The organism is Helcococcus ovis (genome assembly GCF_004524775.2).
In the GTDB taxonomy this organism is placed as follows: domain Bacteria; phylum Bacillota; class Clostridia; order Tissierellales; family Peptoniphilaceae; genus Helcococcus; species Helcococcus ovis.
This window is the reverse complement of the sequence record NZ_CP119081.1, coordinates 156,786-174,660: the sequence shown is the minus strand read 5'-3', so window position 1 is coordinate 174,660 and position 17,875 is coordinate 156,786. Positions and strand designations below refer to the sequence as shown.

The window sequence follows — 17,875 nt, the reverse complement described above, 5'->3', positions numbered from 1 at the left end:
TTAAAATATTTTTCTTAAAACTAAACTATCTTTATTTACAAATTTATCTTCCGGTATACAAATATCAATATCTTCAACATTTGTCACCGCCATTATTATTGTATCTTCCTTACAATTTTTTCTTAAAAAATCTAGATTTATATAAGCTAATAAATCCCCCCTTTTAACTTCGTCCCCCTCTTTAACATTTAGGTCAAATGGCTCTCCTCCTAATTTAACAGTATCTACACCAATATGAATTAAAAGTTCCAACCCATTTTTAGTACTTATTCCTATAGCATGCTTGGTATCCGCAATCATAGTTATTACCCCATCAACCGGTGCAAATAACTTACCATCTAATGGTTTAATCGCAACTGAAGGTCCCAATATTTGTTTTGAAAAAATATCGTCATTTACTTTTAATACATCTATCGATTTTCCATTTTCTAACGGAGAATAAATTAACTCATCTTTTTCAACTATTTTACTTTCCACTATTTCATCATTTTTATTATCAGATTTCATAAAAATATATGAAAGAATAAATGATAAAACAAACGAAACTACTGATGCTATAAAAACACCTAATAAACTAACTCTATTTTGAGGATTATAATATGTTGGTATACTTAAAATACTTGGCATTGCAAAGGAAAAAGCTCTTATACCTAAAAAATTTCCCAATCCTCCAGCTATCCCTGAAGCTATTAGAGCTGCAACTAAAGGTTTTTTCTTCGGTATCACTATCCCATATAACGCAGGTTCAGTAATTCCTAAAAATGCTGTTATACCTGTTGATGCACATGCTGACTTTATCTTTTTATTATTAGTTACAAAAAACACTGCCATCACCGCTCCAGCTATTGCTAAAGTTTGCAAATAGAATAAAGGTAAAATAACGTCACTTCCTGTTTCAGATAAATTATTTAACATTATAGGAAATAGTGATTGATGCATTCCTGCCATAACTATTAATGGTAATAATCCACCAATTACAATACTGGCAATAACTCCATTAAAATTAAATATAGCATTGATTATTTTAGCTAAATATGAACCTAGATAACTTCCCAACGGTGCAAGAAATGCTAATGTCAATAATAACGTAATAATTATTGTTAATAACGGAGAAAATATTGTCCTTAAATTTTCCGGTATAATTTTTTCAAAAAATTTATGCACATATTTTAATAGTAATACTCCAAATATTATAGGAAATACTGTAGTAGCATAAGACATAACCGGTATACTTAAACTAAAAACATAAAGAAACTTCGCCTGACTTTGTAAACCATTAATTAAAGTAGGATACATCAAGCCTCCTGCTACCATTATCGCTAACATTTCATTAGTTTTTATAACTCTAGCCGATGTTACCGCTAAGAAAAATGGCAAAAAATAAAATACAGAATCAGCTATTATATTTAAGAAAATTGCTATATCTGTTTGAGGACTAATCCAATTTGCCATCATTAATAATGTAATTATACTCTTTAACATCCCTCCTGCTATAAGTGCAGGTAAAACCGGAACAAAGATTCCTCCTAAAAAGTCCACAACTCTCGTAGATATATCTTTATTTTCTAAAGTTGAATTTGATTTATCAATCTTTGAATTATCTAAAACCCTTTCAAAGTCTTGAAAAATTTCATTTACTTTTGCTCCTATAACGACCTGCAACTCATTTCCCTTATATTGTACTTTTTGAACTAAGTCATTTTTTTCAATATTTTTCATATCAACTTTAGACTTATCTTTTACATTTATCCTCAATCTAGTAATACATTTATAATAATCAATAATATTTTCTTCTCCTCCGATATACTTCAATATATCTTTGGATAATTTTTCATATTTCATTTTTCCTCCCTATTAAAAAAACCATACAAAGAAACCTATATCCTTAGTATGGTCTAGCCAACTTAATGTAACTCCCTAAATAATTCTATTTAAATAAATTAATAAATATGTTTTTTCAGCATTATCAATATCTTTATCATATTTTTTAGACAAGTAATTAGTTATTAAATAACATATTTCCACCACTTTCTTAGGTGATTTTTCTAAAAGATGCCCATACAAATCCAAGTTTTGCTTTTCTTGATAATCCTCCTTTCCCTTTAAGCGATTAAGTAAAAATCTTAAGTGAACAATAAATCTGGAATAATCCAAGCCTTTTTTATTCAATTTCTTTTTTGACTTATACTCAATAATATTAATAATTGTATTTATTTCCTCCAAATCATTCATCGTTTCCGACATGGATTTGATAGATTGATTATTTATAAAATGAAGAGTAATACTTGTAACTTCATTTTTAGAAATCTTTTTAGATTTTCTAAACTTATTAAATTCATCTATAAACCACTTAGATAAACTATATTCATCAGGGTTTGTTCTCTTAACTATCCATCTCATAGGATGTTCAAATTCCATTAAATTTGTATCTAAACTATTTTCTATATGATCCGCCAAAGATATAATCATACTTGAATTAAAATTTTTTCCAGTCTTATCTTCAATAGAAGATACTAGTTTTTTTACCAATATTAAATCTTCTATATTTATAGAATTTAAAAGTTCCAAATTCATTTTTTTCATTTCTTCATTACTAAAATTAAAAACTGTATCAATTTTATCCTGTTGTATAAAATCACCTTCTTTTTTAGCAAATCCGATTCCTTTGCCTATGGCAATTACCTGTCTTTCATTAAGTTTTGCTAAAACTATATTATTATTGAAAGACTTAATAAGCTCCATTTATTACCTCCTATAAAACAAAAAACGTAATCACTATCTTTTAGTGATTACGCTCTTTCGATAACGCTCTTGTTTGTTAAAACCATCATATCATATCTATATAAAATTAGCAAATGTTTTCTAATATTTTTATTTATTTGCTTCTTCTATAATTTTATTTGCCTGTTCTTTAGGAACTTGTTCATATCTTACAAATTCCATTTCAAATGAACCTCTACCTTGTGTCATTGAACGTAGGTCTATTGCGTATTCAAATAATTCTGCGTAAGGTGCTTCTGCTATGATTACTTGGGTACCATCTTCTTGTGGTTCCATTCCAAGTATTCTACCTCTCTTCTTATTAATATCCCCCATTACATCACCTAAATATTCCTCAGGAATTGTTGTTTCTAATTTCATAATAGGTTCTAATAATACCGGATTTGCCTTTTTCATACCTTCCTTAAACGCAATAGCTGCTGCCAATTTAAATGCCATTTCATTTGAATCAACCGGATGATATGAACCGTCATATAATGTAGCTTTTATACCTACTACCGGATATCCTGCTAAAATACCTTTTTCTAAAGATTCTTCTAGCCCTTTTTCAACAGCAGGGAAGTAATTTTTAGGAACAGCTCCACCAAATACTTCTTCTGTGAATTCAAAACCATCTTCAATTGGTTCAAACTTAATAAATACATCACCATATTGTCCGGCACCACCAGATTGTTTTTTGTGTTTACCCTGAACATCACTCTTTCCGGTAATTGTTTCTCTATATGGAATTCTCAAAGGTATTCTTTCTGTTTCTACACCATATTTATTTTTTAATTTATCTAATACAATTTGTAATTGAACATTGCCAACACCTGAAATTGTCAATTGTTTTGTTTCATTGTTTCTTTCAAATACAAAGCTTGTATCTTCTTCTTGTAATTTAAGCAACGCATGACCAATCTTATCTTCATCTTTCTTTGTCTTTGGAACAATAGCATATGTCAATGAAGCTTGAGGTTGTTTCAATGTTTTATAAACTATAACATTATTTTTATCCGCTAGTGTGTCTCCTGTTTCAGTTTCTTCTAATTTTGTAAATGCCCCTATATCCCCTGCAACTACTTGATCTACTTCTATTTGTTTCTTACCTTCCATTCTGAATAAACCGGCTGATTTTTCATCTATTTTTCTTGTTGCATTATAGATAGAATCATTTTTTGTGATTTTACCGGATAAGACCTTAAATAGGGAAATTCTGCCTACAAATGGATCCATGTATGTCTTAAATACATAAGCTGAAAATGGTTGATCTTCATCAACAGGTCTATTTTCCCCTTCAAGAGCTCTAAATCCTATATGTGCTTTTTTATTATTTGGTGCTGGCATATAATATGAAATAATATTTAATAATTCGTCAATACCATATCCCTCTGTTGCAGAACCTACTATTAACGGAACTACGCTACCAGCAATCATTGCATTAGTAATACCTTTCGCAAATTCCTCTGTAGTAAAATTGATTCCTTCAAAGAATTTTTCCATTAGGCTATCATCTGTAAGTGCTACTATTTCGGCTAATTGATTATATACTTCTTCAACTTCTAACATACGAATTTCCGGAATCATTGCTTTTTCCCTATCAAATCCATTGTATGTATAAGCTTCTTTTTTCATTACATCAATAAGCCCTTTAAAATCTTTACCCGCTCCCGGATGAGCCCCATCTCCTAATGTCAAAACTAAAGGAGTAACCTTTTTCCCAAACTGTGTATGCAAATTTGCAACTACTTCATTGAAATTTACATCTTCTTTGTCAATTTTATTTACAAAAATAATTCTTGGTAATCCAATTTTTTCACAATATTTCCAATATTTTTCAGTACCAACTTCAATACCTGCTTGAGCATCTAAAACAAATAATGCTGCTTCACTAGCTTTTAGTGCGGATTTTACTTGTCCTTCAAAATCAAAATATCCTGGAGCGTCGATTAGATTAATTTTTGTATCATTCCATTCTAAACTTGAAACTGATAAACTTATAGAAGCTTTTCTTTCAATCTCTTCTTTATCAAAATCTGAAACTGTATTCCCAGAATTGATATTTCCTAATTTTCCTATTGTGCCGGATTTAAAAAGCATTGCTTCTGTTAATGATGTTTTACCACTTCCACTGTGTCCAACTAAGGCTAAATTTCTAATTCTACCTGTATTATAGTTCTTCATAATACCTCCATTTAATTTATTTCTTATGTCTTTTATTATATACCAAATGAAAACGTCTAGCAACTTTTTTGTGTCTTTTCTACAAATAACACAATTTAATTGTAATTTTAGGTATAAGCTTAGTTTTGATATTAAATAAAATATATAAATTTTAAAATTAAATATAAATAAAAGTTTGCTGCCACTATTTCTCAACCTTCGGTCTGTAGAGGTGGCTGTGCAAACTTTTATTTTGTCACTGAATATTTTGCAATTTTTCTATTTATTTTATAAACTTATTAAATATAAATTTAATTAAAAATATTATTGGAACTATTAATAATAATAAAAATAATCCATAAATAACTTCATAAATTCCTAATAATTTCAAGAAGAAAAATTTAGGGAAAAATACAAAAGATCCTATTAATCCAATAGCACAAGCTATAAATATTATTAAACTAAACATATCTACGGGTTTCATAGCTCTCGCTAGGACAATTAATCCCAATCCTGATAATATCATTACAGAAACGGTATTTTGTTTCCCATAATCTAATCCAACTATTGGTCCCAAATAGTAGTGTAATAATACGATTATTGTTGCAGTTAATCCGGCAGGGATAGCTTCTCCCATTACTTTTTTCAAGAAATTACCAGTAACTCTTTCCTTATTAGCTCTAAGTGCAAGAAAAAATGCCGGAGTTCCAATTGTAAATGTACTTAATAGTGTAAATTGTATTGGAAATAGAGGGAATCTATCCTTTAAGAATACAAATAATATTGCTAAAAGTGCAGAATATACCGTCTTAGTTAAAAATAATCTTGCAACTCTTTCAACATTATTTATAATTCTTCTACCTTCATAAACCGCATCAATCATTGCCGCTAAATTATTTTCTACTAAAACAATATCCGAACTTACCTTTGCAGCCTCACTCCCTTGTGCCATGGCAACACTACAATCAGCTTTTTTAAGTGCCGGCACATCATTTACCCCATCACCTGTCATTGCAACAATATGACCATTTTTTTGCAAGGCTTCTAAAATAGCTTGTTTCTTGAATGGTGTAACTCTACCAAATAACTGATTTTCTTCAACAAGCTTTGATAGATCTTCTTTATCATCAATTTTACTCATATCAACTTGATTAATTAAATTATCAACACCCGCTCTCTTCGCAATAGCATTAACAGTTTTTGGGCTATCCCCTGAAATTATCTTAATATCAACCCCCTGCTTATAGAAATATTCCAATGTCCTTTGAGCATTTTCTCTAAGTTCATCTTCAATCTCAAAAAATGCAATAGCTTTTACATCTTCTGATAATTTCATATCCTCTCCTGGAATTGTATCACTATGTGCAACAACTAAAACTCTAAGACCTTTATTTGTTAATTCATCAATTTGAGAAGAATATATTTTTTGTTCGTCTTCATTAAGTACAAATTCCGGTGCTCCAAATATCCAGGTTCCTTCTGTTTTAGAATTTACTCCTGACCACTTTTTATCAGAAGAAAAAGCATAAACTTTATCAAATTCAAATTTTTTAGATATTTCTTCTAAAGGTAAATAACTCTTTATAGCATTAGCAGTTGCATTATTATCATCTAATTTGAAAAATGCCTGTGAAATTATATCTTTAAGCTTTCTATCATCTTTTGAGGAATCAAACTTTCCTGCATTTATTAAGTATAAATTTGAAACTTTCATATTTCCACTTGTTATGGTTCCTGTTTTATCTAGGCACAATGTGTCTATTCTTGCTAATGTTTCTATGGAGCTCATGTCATTCAATAATATTTTTGATTTTGATAATCTAATAACTCCAACTGCAAATGCAATGGAAGTAAGTAAAACTAAACCTTCAGGGATCATTCCTACTAAAGCTGCAACAGTTGAAACTACTATAGGTTTAAAATCATTCATTCCCAATCTTATTAATTTACTAGATATTAATGCAATCCCTACTATCAATATTACCCAAATTAAAATCTTTACTATAAAATTTAATGATTTCATAATTTGTGAACGAGATTTTTTTACTTGCTTTGCTTCACTCAAAATTTTAGATGCAAATGTATCATTTCCCACTTTTGTTACTTCAACAACAGCCTTTCCGGATAATACAAAACTTCCAGCTAATAACTCATCATTTTTTAATTTATTTATAGCATTAGATTCACCTGTTAAAAGAGACTCATCCATTTGTAAATATTCTGTATCTATAACCTTTGCATCAACATTTAACTGTTCTCCTGCACTTATAATCAAATAATCTCCTAATACAATCTCTTCAGGAGAGATATTTTTCTTTTGTCCATCCCTTATAACTACAACATCTTCTTGAGTAATTAAAGTAAGTTTTTCAACCGCATTTCTAGCCCTTATCTCTTGATAAAGCCCTATAAAAGTATTTATTATTATAAGATTAAAAAATAATCCATTTTTAATATATTGCCAATCTCCTATAGAAACTCCAATTATTACTAAAAGTAGTATAAAATTTAATATATTAAATAATGTAAAAATATGACTAAATACTATCTCTTTATTTGATTTACTCTTAACTTTTCCATTATTATTCCCTAATCCTTCAGCTAATCTTTGTTCAACCTCAACACTATCCAAGCCCTTAAACTTTTTTTCTTCCATTATACCTCCAGAAACTTAACCTATATTAAATTATATACAATTTAACTAATTTTTTCTCTTACAATTGTGTAATATTATTCTTTAATTTACTAATCATGAGGGATTAAAAAATTTCAATTCCTTCATTCTATGATGTAAGAATCCTCCATTAAACCCACATCTATAATATAAATCAAAATAATTTGATAAGTGAGGTTCAAAATATGATATACTTGAATGCTTATTAATTGTATTGGCTACTAAAATATGTCTATCAAAACTTCCTGCCAATACTGATACAATATCATTATTTACAACAAAATGTGTAGATTTTCCTTCTATTGTTAATTGATCTGATAATTTTCTGTATTCTTCAGGTCTGGAAATCATAGGTGCATTAAATGTATAAGATTGTTGAAATCCTGTATATCCTATTTTACGTGCTTCCGAAGCAGCTATTTGTGCAAGGTAACCTCCTAAAGAGTGACCTACTATATATAAATTCTTCACATCATTATCCTTTAAATACTGAATTAACAATGTAGCATCAGATGCTTGAGGATTCCAAGCCCCTAAATATAGTAAAGCATCCGTAAAGTAATCTTTATATCCTTCTGTCCCCCTTAAAACTAAAACATTTACCTCTTCTCCATCCAAAAAAGGATACACTTTTTTAGTAGTAAATAAATATCCATCTAACCCACTACTTAAATGATATATTTCTCTACCTTTTTCACCAAAATTATATTTTCCTTTATTTGTTTGCGGCTTTTTCTTTATTTCCCAAAATTTTGACAATTCTGTATGTATAGTTTTATCATAATTATTTTTTATTTCATTTTCATTAGTATTTTCATTAAAAAGTTTATCTATATAATCTTCATCGTAATATGCCATTTTTTGAAACATAGCCATATCTCTTCTACTTATATTCCACTTCAACGGCTCTTTATCATCTTTATCAATTATTCCATCTCCATCACTATCTGGAATCAGTGGATGAGATTTATATTCTAAATATTTTTTACCGTTTTCTTCTTTTATAATCAATTCGTCTTTATCTTTTATACCATCATTATCATTGTCGGATATATTATCTACTAATACATTATTTTTAAATAATATAGAATCTACCATTCCATTTTTTAATCTAATTTTCCCTGTATAAATATCCTCTTGATCTTTACTGGTAATTACATTTTCTTTTTTTTCTTCTGCTCTGGCAATATTAAAACTTCCCAAAGCACTAAATATCATTCCTGTAGCTATTACACATAATAGTCCGTTCTTAATTTTTTTCATATAACCTCTTTTTAAATAATCTTTATAATTTATATTTTAATTATCAATATATTGATAACTCAAATTATATTTACTTGTAAAATAAATTACAATTACAAAAAAGTTATAATAATATCAAAAAAAAACACATAAAATATACATTTTATTATATTTGCTGTTTATTTTGACTTAATTTAGCACCAACAATCATAATTAAAATAGACCATAAAATTAAAATTAATAAACTGAAAAGATAGCTGCCCCCTGACATATTCAACTTTGCAACTATTGAATTATCAGCTATATTATTTGCAAATAAATAATTAAATGGATTTAATAATTTTAAAATGTTTACGTTAATTATTTTTACTAATAATGCTCCTAAAGCACAAATCCCTATAACTGATGAAATTATAAATGTTTTACTTTTTGTAAATATTGAAATTAATGTAGCTATTGAAGATAAAAATAATCCTTGTAATCCTATAACAACAAATAACCTAATCAAATATATGTAAATAGGCATAGTTGTAAATGTGTCTTTTGAGTTGTATTCCGTTGCATATTTTGCTTTTTCAAAAAATCTTAAATACTCTATCACAGGTTGATTAAAATCACCTATACCTTCAAATAATATTCCCAACAAAATCACAAAAAACATTACAACCCCAAAAACTCCCATTATCACAATAAACTGCGATAAAACTTTTTGTATATGATACTTAAATTTATTAATAGGTTGAGTATATATCAAATTAAGCTGATTTCCATTTTCTTTTTCATAAACATATCCACCAAGTACCATAAATACAATTAAAATTAAAAATAATATATCTAAATTTTGATATTTTACCATTCTAAAAAAGCTGTATAGTCCGGCATTTGTAAGGTATTGCTCTCTTTTTAATATTTCTCTTTCAAATTCACCATTTACAAATTGTTCATACTCACTATGATTAAACGAATATCTAAGTATAGGTGAAACTCCATCTCTTATTGAGTTTTTATCTAATAATTTTGTCTCAATTATCCCTAATCTCATTGGCTTTTCAAACTTATATTCATAATGAGATTTGCCTTGTTTATCAAAATAATAAGTTGACTTTTCTAATTGAGCATTATAAAATTCTTTGATTTTCCCCGATTTATACGATGAAATTAACTTCTCTTGATTTTTTATTTTATTCTTAATTTGATCTATTTCTTTTTGAAAAACAATTTTTTCCATTTCATTTTTAGAATTTAATAAATTTTCTTCTGCATTTTTTAATTCTTTTTTTAAATCTGCTATGCTTCCCTTTTCACCTAAAATATAATTTGATTTATCATTAACTTCTTTTACATTAAAACCATATAGAGAAAATGCAAAAACTAAAGCAAATATCATATAAATTTGAAAACTACTAGTTTTAATCAACTTTCTTATCTCAAACTTAAAAATATTATAATTTTTTATATTAGCATTTCTAGTACTATCCCCAAATACAATATTTTTATTAAAAATTAAAACCGAAATGCCATATATCATAATCGCAAAAATCAAGAAAACTAAAAGATAAAATAAACTACTTTGATTAATATTATCAATGTAAGAATGTACATTAATCTCCGTTATCTCTCTAAATTTTCCTATAATTGTTCGCACATGATCTAATGCGTAAATAGGATTAAATCTAGTTTGTAAGTAACCTATATTTTCTGTTAAAGTATATCCCAATCCAAATACTACAATTAGTATTGATAATGCAACTTCCTTATTTTTCGACAATGTATTTATCATAATTATAAGTGAAGAAAATAGAGTTGTTATTATCATAAATGATAATACAATTAAAAAAATTAACTCATATCCCTTAATATATCTAATATCTACACCTTCATGATATACTCTGAAAATATCATAAAATCCACCAAGATGTATTCCTTGAACTGCACAAATTATCATCAAAAACAATAAAAAGCTTAAAACATATGTAGCAGAAATCAATATCATAGATAATAACTTTGAAAAAACTAATTTTCCTCTGCTAATCGGCTGTCCTTTTAATAAATTAACAGTCCCTTCATCTTTTTCCTTTGAGATTATTCCATAAAAAGCTAGGATTAAAAAGCAAATAAATGGCAATCCAAAAATTGTATAACTATTATATACAACTCTTCTCGCAAAATTAGTTGTCAATATCTGTTCAAAATATTTTGTAAACGGGATATTATTTTCATGATAATATTCTGCCTCAAAAATGCCATATTCGAATGTTTTCCTGTCATTTTCATCTTCAATCTTTATTTCATGCTCTTTTTGAAGTTTTTTTATTGATTCTAATTGACCATAATCTAATTTCTGTACAAATTTACCAACCTCATACATTTCCTTAAAAGATTTTTTCTCTAAATTTTTTAAGAAGTCTACAAGCCATGGATAATTTTGCCTACCATATTTATAATGATTTTTATTAAAAGCATCAAAAAATTTAGCAGAATTTTTTATTTTATATTTATTATCTATAACACTTCCATTAAAAATATGGGATGAACCGGCTTTACCATAAGAAGGATATTTAGAATCTAAATTATATGTGATATTGGATATGAAATTTACATATAAAGCCATAATTAAGGCAAATACTAATACTGATAATATGACATTTGACTTTATTATTTTTTTTATTTCAAAATTTAACATATTCAATCCCTCTTATCTAAAAATTTAGCCCTAAAAGTTAACTTAGGGCTAAATTTAATTTATTTAATTATAATATTTTTTTATAAAAAATTCAAAATATTTTTTACACATAATATCCGGCTTGTGCATCCCACAAATCTTTATATTTTCCTGATTTTATCACTAATTCATTATGATTTCCTTCTTCAACTATACTTCCTTTATCAAAAACAAGTATATTATCCGAGAATTTACATGATGATAATCTATGAGAAATAAATATTGCAGTTCTATCTTGAACAATGCTTCCTAATTTTTCATAAATTTCTTGTTCTGCAAGTGGATCAAGTGCTGCAGTCGGCTCATCTAATATTATAAATGCTGCATCCTGGTATAACGCTCTTGCAATAGCTATTTTTTGAGCTTCTCCACCTGAAACGTCAACTCCTTCTTTGTCAATATCTTTATATAAATAAGTGTCAATACCATTTTTCATATTTGAAACTCTATCCATCATTCCAACATCTTCAAGTGCTTTAATTACTTTTTCTTTATCATAATTTATGGAACCTGAGATATTCTGTGCAATAGGAAATGCAAATAAATCAAAATCTTGAAATACTACTGAAAATATTTTCAAATAATCCTTATAATTATATTTTCTGATATCTATTCCATTAAGCAAAACTTGTCCTTCATTTGGATCATACAACCTAATTAAAAGTTTTATAAATGTAGACTTTCCACTACCATTTTGTCCAACTATAGCTAATCTCTTACCCAATTCAAACTTCAAATTTATATTTTTAAGTACAAAATTATCACATCCCGGATATTTAAATGAAACATTTCTAAATTCAACCTCATATTTTCTATCGGCTCTCTTTTCAGTGGTCAATGAACCATTATACATGGTTTTATCATATTCTAAATAGTCTAATGCTTCTTTTATATACTCATAATTATTTAAGATATATCCCAAGCTTGAAACTAAAAGTGTAATTCCTATCGTAATTTGAGTTATACTTCCAATATATTGAGTTAGCATACCTATGGTTATAGCACCCTCAAATGCTTTAATAATTACAAAAACATATATAATTAAAAGTTGAATTTTTGCAACAAATGATTTTAAAATCTTAAAATTTTTACCGTCACTTTTTAATGCTTTATCCAAAACACCACCCGTAGAAAATGTCGTGTTTAGTTTCATCAAATTCAAAGAAATCTTATCTTGGTTGTACATTCTTACATCTACAGCCCTTTTAGAATCATTTATTATAAATCCATAAAAACTAAATAGGTTATTTCCAAGTGTCCCAGCATTCATAATTACTTTCCAAACAGAATCATACATAACTTCAAATTTTGTTACTAAAACAGATGTAATAATTAAAACTGCAATAAATACTAAATTAACCCATGTGCTATTTAATATAGCATATTTACTAGTTTCAGGAATATAACTATTAAAAAACGAAATAGTTAATGCCATTCCCCCAATAATCAATGTAATTGATGAAACAATTTCATCAATATTATAAATTGGAGATAAAATTCCTTTTCCTGTAAAATTTTGAATTTGTCTTATATTTCTTAATTTTGAAATCATTTCAGGATTTTCACAATCCTTATAATCCATATTATTAAGTACTTTTCTTAAAAGATTATTATAAATCATCATTACCTTACTATATTCTTTTTTAAACAATGACTCAAATTTTTCAAATACGACTTTAACCAGAAATATTGATATAATAGTAATTGATGCCCATATAATTACATTTTTTTCATTTCCACCAATGGTTATATGCTCCACCATTCTCGCTGTAGTATAAATTAAAATAAGTGGAAGAAGAGATTTCATAATTGATGAAACAATTACAAAAATCATATATTTTTTAAAATTATTAAATAAATAACTTAAACTTCTAAAATAAACTTTAATTTTTTCAAACATTTTCTCCCTCCCTATAATACTTACTTTGAACATCAAATAAATACTTATACTCTCCACCTAAATTAATAAGTTCATCATGTGTTCCTTTTTCTAAAATTTTCTTATCCTTTACTAATAAAATATAATCACAAAATCTAGTCGATGCCATTCTATGAGAAATAAATATAGAAGTAGCACTACTTGTCAATTGATTATACTTATTATATAAATCTCTCTCAGCAATCGGGTCAAGTGCAGCAGTCGGCTCGTCTAAAATTAAAAATGGAGAATTTCTATATAAAGCTCTAGCTAATAATAATTTTTGGATTTCTCCACCGGAAAGCTCCTGTCCTTCTTCATAAACATGCTTCATTAGGACTGTATCTATACCTTTTTCTAGAGAATCAACCTTTTCCTTTAATCCGGAAAGCTCTATTATTTTGTTGATTTTCTCGATATTATTATCTTTAAAATCTTGTGTTATATTATATTTTAATTTATCAGGAATGATTGAATAATCCTGAAATACTGCAGAAAAAATTTTATAATAATCTCTTCTTCTATATTGCTTAATATTTTTTCCATTCAATAAAACTTCACCTTTTGTCGGATCCAAAAAACCAATAATTATCTTAATTAAAGTAGTTTTCCCAGAGCCATTCATACCTACTATCGCAACTTTATCTCTAGGTTTAATCTTCATGTTTATATCTTCTAAAATATATTCATCAGATTCCGGATACTTAAAATACACATTTTTTAATTCAATGTTAATATTATTTACATCAAAATTGTTAATTTCAATTCCATCATCTAAATTATAAGGATCCTCATATTCTAAAAAACTTCTAATAATATTTGCATCATTTGAATATTTAACAAAATTATACATTTCATTAAAAACATCTAAAATATTTTTCGAAAAATTACCTTGTGCAGAGAATAATAAAATAAAACCCGCAACGTCTATTTGCTTATTAAATACCAAATTTATTAAATAATAATAGGTTATACCATTTCTAAATAAATCAATTATAGCAGCCAATAAACCGGATAAAAACTCTTTATTAGATGCTTTCCTCAAAAAGGAATCATATGAAAAAATAACCAAATTGAATATATCATCAAACCACGATTTTAAACCGAACATTTTAATATCTTTTTCAGAAGTAATATTAGATGATTTTTCATATAGATAATATGTTTTTCCAAAAAATTCATTTTCCTGCTCAGCATGATTAAATCTCCAATCTTTAATTTTTTTACCTATATAAAATGAGAGCATACTACTAATAACGGTAAAAATTATTAAAAATATTGGAAGCACTGATAATAGTTTTATATATATTACAAGCATAATAAAATTTGAAACAAAGTTTATTATAGAATCAAAAATTAACTCAGAAAAAGTATGATTACTAGATGTTAATTCTTGACATCTCTTAAAATTTTGTTTTAATTTAGAATTTAATGTTAATTGATATGGCATTGTTAAATTTCTTTTAAGAATCTTAAAAATTAAATTAGTTCTTACATCAATTTTCGGTGTAATAATAAACTGTAAAACAACATCCCTAATTGCTTCAAAAATAAAATAAATTCCTACTATACAAATTATATAGATAACTATTAAGCCAAAATCCTGTTTAAGCTGTATCATTTTTACAATTTCAGGTGTAATAAAAAGTTCAACAATCGCCAATCCAACTTTAGCAAAAATACTAATAACAACAAATAACAGCAATAAGTTTTTACGAACTTCCCACGCTTCTTTTATCATATAAAATACATTTTGTAAAATTCCGTATTTTTTCATCATTCCTCCTATAAATAATTTATATATTCATACTTTATCACAAGATTTAACTTTTAAACATTTATGGGATGAATTAATCAATTTTTGGGACAAAAAAAACTAGGTCGACCTAGTCTTCAAATTAATATTTCAGTTGTAAATGCATTATCTTCCGAATTTCTAGAAATATACCCATTATATTTTTCAATAATTTCATCAATTGATATAAGTCCTAAACCACGATTAATTCCTTTTGTAGATTTAAACAAATTTCCAAACTTATCTTGTTTCTTCAGCTTAGTCAAATTAGTAAAAGAAATATAAAGCTTCTTACCTTTCATGTCCATATATAATCTAATATATCTATCTTCCCTTGGCAAATCCATAGATGCTTCTATTGCATTATCAAATAAATTTCCAATAATAGTTGTCAAATCAACCTCTTTTATATCTACAATCTTTGAAATATTAACATCTACTATAACATTAATATTCTTTCCCTTTGCAATAGATACTTTAGAATTTACAATTGCATCAGTCATTTTATTTCCTGTCCTAATAACAGGAGCAATTGAATGTAAATCATTTTCTAACTCATTTAAATAATTTTTAATAGATTCTAAATCATTATTTTCAGAATAAGCTTTCAAAATTTGCAAATGATTTCTATAATTATGACGCCATTTTCTCATATCTTGATACATATTTTCAACTTCTTCAAAATGAGTATTAATCAAAGTTTGTTGATATTCTAATATATCTTTTCTACCAAATTTCAACCTAATTTTATCAAGAAAATTCATAAAATCTCCTAAAAATATTCAATAAATTTTCGATTAATATCTTCAAATTTTCCCCTACCAATAGTCAAATTAATCCCATTATCCAGTGAAAGCTCAGTTCTACTTAAAAAATCAATCTTTTCAATATTGATAATTGTAGATCTATCCAATTTATGAAATCTTTTATCCAAAATTTCTTCAACTTCCTTCATCGTCATTCTTACTTTATAAATTTCACTATTATAGTAAATATTCAAATAATTCTTATCACTTAAAATATAATAAATATTATTAAACATTAATCTTCTATTTCCATCATCCGTCTTAAAAACAACATATTTATCAGACTTTTGCAATCTCTCAAATGCTTTTTCAAATAATTCAAACAATCTATTCTTATCAATAGGCTTAATCAAATAATTAATTGCCTCAACTTCATATCCAATTCCAATATATTCGCTATATCCACTTATAAATAAAATCTGAACATTTTTATCATAATAACGAATTTTTTTCGCTAGTTCTGCACCATTCATCTTTTTCATTTCATAATCAAGCAAAATAATATCATAATCTCTCTTATCTTCATAATTAAACAAAAATGCTTCAGCAGATTCAAATAACATTACTTCAGCATTCATATCATTATTTTTAACCCATTCATTTACATATTCTAAATATAATTGTCTTACACTTTTTTCATCATCAACAATCGCTATACTCAAATTTTTAATAATAATCACCAACTTTTTAATTATTTACATATTTATTATACCTAATAATTAACTTATTTCATACTTTTAATTGTAATTACAACTTACATATTAATATATTACAAACCAAAATATTAAAAAAAGTAGATATTTACAATGAACCTACATCTAAAAAATTAAATTTTAAATCTAATTTTCAGATAATATTATTCACAATATCTACTTTTTTTATTATTATACAATAGAATTAAAATATTAAAAAACTAGCTAATTTCATTATTTATTTCGATAAAACAGCTTTTCCTGTTTTATAATCAATAGTTATTCCAGGTTGATTATTATATACATATACATTAAAGCTTATTCCCTCACCATTATCTTCTACAGATTTTGCCTGCATTATAATTCCTCTTGCCACAAGCTCATTATCCTTAAAAATTGGTGTTATTTTATACATTACATGATTCTTTGTTTCTTTAATATAATCAGCAACCATATTTTCAAATGGTAACATTCCAGTCACATTAAAATATCTTGTACCTGTCATTAAATTTTTTTTGTTAGCATTTTCTCCAGCTAATTGGAATCCTATTAAGTGAGATCTATTATATAAATATCTTCCATCAACAATATCAAATTTTATTGTTTGCCATCCCGATGGTTTTACCATACCAATTTTGCCTCTTTTTTCTGTAGGCATAGTATCTAATCCTAATAAAGCAACTGCTTCTCCCACTCTATTTTTAGAATCTAATTCTGAATATACTTCATATCTATTTGGTAACTTTCCTTCTTTAGAAAAATCAGGAATATTATTATTTAATACTACAAAAGGAGTATTTCCATCAAACTCCGGAATACTTTTTATATCATAAAATAATTTTGATTTTTTTAACTCTTCCTTAAATTTTTCACTTGATTTTGAAGGTTTTCGAGTTACTCTTTTTACCTTTGGAGTTTTTTTGTATGATTTTACCTTTCTAATATTTTTCCTCTTAGATTTTTCAGATGATAATTTACATTTAGAAGAATTTTTAACTTGTACTTTTGCATTTACAGCATAATCTGAATAATTATATGCAAAAACACCTAATACTAACAACATTATCATCAAAATTTTATTAAATTTTCTCATTTTCTTCTCC

Annotated in this window: 11 protein-coding genes; all 11 read right to left on the bottom strand. The window is 26.6% G+C overall.

All coding sequences use genetic code 11. The annotated features are described in order from the left end of the window. The gene (locus tag EQF90_RS00810) at positions 1-1,842 is read right to left on the bottom strand and encodes a glucose PTS transporter subunit IIA (protein ID WP_134711364.1); all 1,842 of its coding nucleotides are present in this window, start codon (positions 1,840-1,842) and stop codon (positions 1-3) included. Positions 1,843-1,917: 75 nt separating this feature from the next. Beyond that, positions 1,918-2,742, bottom strand: coding sequence for a PRD domain-containing protein (locus EQF90_RS00805; protein WP_134711363.1), 825 nt, complete (start codon positions 2,740-2,742; stop codon positions 1,918-1,920). A 129-nt stretch (positions 2,743-2,871) separates the two neighbouring features. After that, positions 2,872-4,944: an elongation factor G gene (gene fusA / locus EQF90_RS00800; RefSeq protein WP_134711362.1), complete on the bottom strand. Its 2,073-nt coding sequence runs from the start codon at positions 4,942-4,944 to the stop codon at positions 2,872-2,874. 262 nt (positions 4,945-5,206) lie between these two features. Then, positions 5,207-7,579: an HAD-IC family P-type ATPase gene (locus EQF90_RS00795; protein ID WP_134711361.1), complete on the bottom strand. Its 2,373-nt coding sequence runs from the start codon at positions 7,577-7,579 to the stop codon at positions 5,207-5,209. 93 nt (positions 7,580-7,672) lie between these two features. After that, complete coding sequence (locus EQF90_RS00790) at positions 7,673-8,860, bottom strand: lipase family protein (protein ID WP_134711360.1); 1,188 nt, start codon at positions 8,858-8,860, stop codon at positions 7,673-7,675. A gap of 145 nt (positions 8,861-9,005) precedes the next feature. Continuing rightward, entirely contained in the window at positions 9,006-11,522 is a 2,517-nt protein-coding gene (locus tag EQF90_RS00785; RefSeq protein ID WP_134711359.1) for an ABC transporter permease subunit, read from the bottom strand. Positions 11,523-11,625: 103 nt separating this feature from the next. After that, the gene (locus EQF90_RS00780; protein ID WP_167604047.1) at positions 11,626-13,461 is read right to left on the bottom strand and encodes an ABC transporter ATP-binding protein; all 1,836 of its coding nucleotides are present in this window, start codon (positions 13,459-13,461) and stop codon (positions 11,626-11,628) included. After that, positions 13,454-15,256, bottom strand: a complete 1,803-nt coding sequence (locus EQF90_RS00775; protein ID WP_167604045.1) for an ABC transporter ATP-binding protein — start codon at positions 15,254-15,256, stop codon at positions 13,454-13,456. Before EQF90_RS00775 ends, EQF90_RS00780 begins: the two co-directional genes overlap by 8 nt. A gap of 116 nt (positions 15,257-15,372) precedes the next feature. After that, positions 15,373-16,038 (bottom strand): sensor histidine kinase, encoded by a 666-nt coding sequence (locus tag EQF90_RS00770; protein WP_134711356.1) that lies wholly within the window; start codon positions 16,036-16,038, stop codon positions 15,373-15,375. An 8-nt stretch (positions 16,039-16,046) separates the two neighbouring features. After that, entirely contained in the window at positions 16,047-16,742 is a 696-nt protein-coding gene (locus EQF90_RS00765; RefSeq protein ID WP_134711355.1) for a LytR/AlgR family response regulator transcription factor, read from the bottom strand. A gap of 268 nt (positions 16,743-17,010) precedes the next feature. Then, positions 17,011-17,865 (bottom strand): DNA/RNA non-specific endonuclease, encoded by an 855-nt coding sequence (locus tag EQF90_RS00760; RefSeq protein ID WP_245152877.1) that lies wholly within the window; start codon positions 17,863-17,865, stop codon positions 17,011-17,013. Between the last annotated feature and the right edge of the window lie 10 nt (positions 17,866-17,875).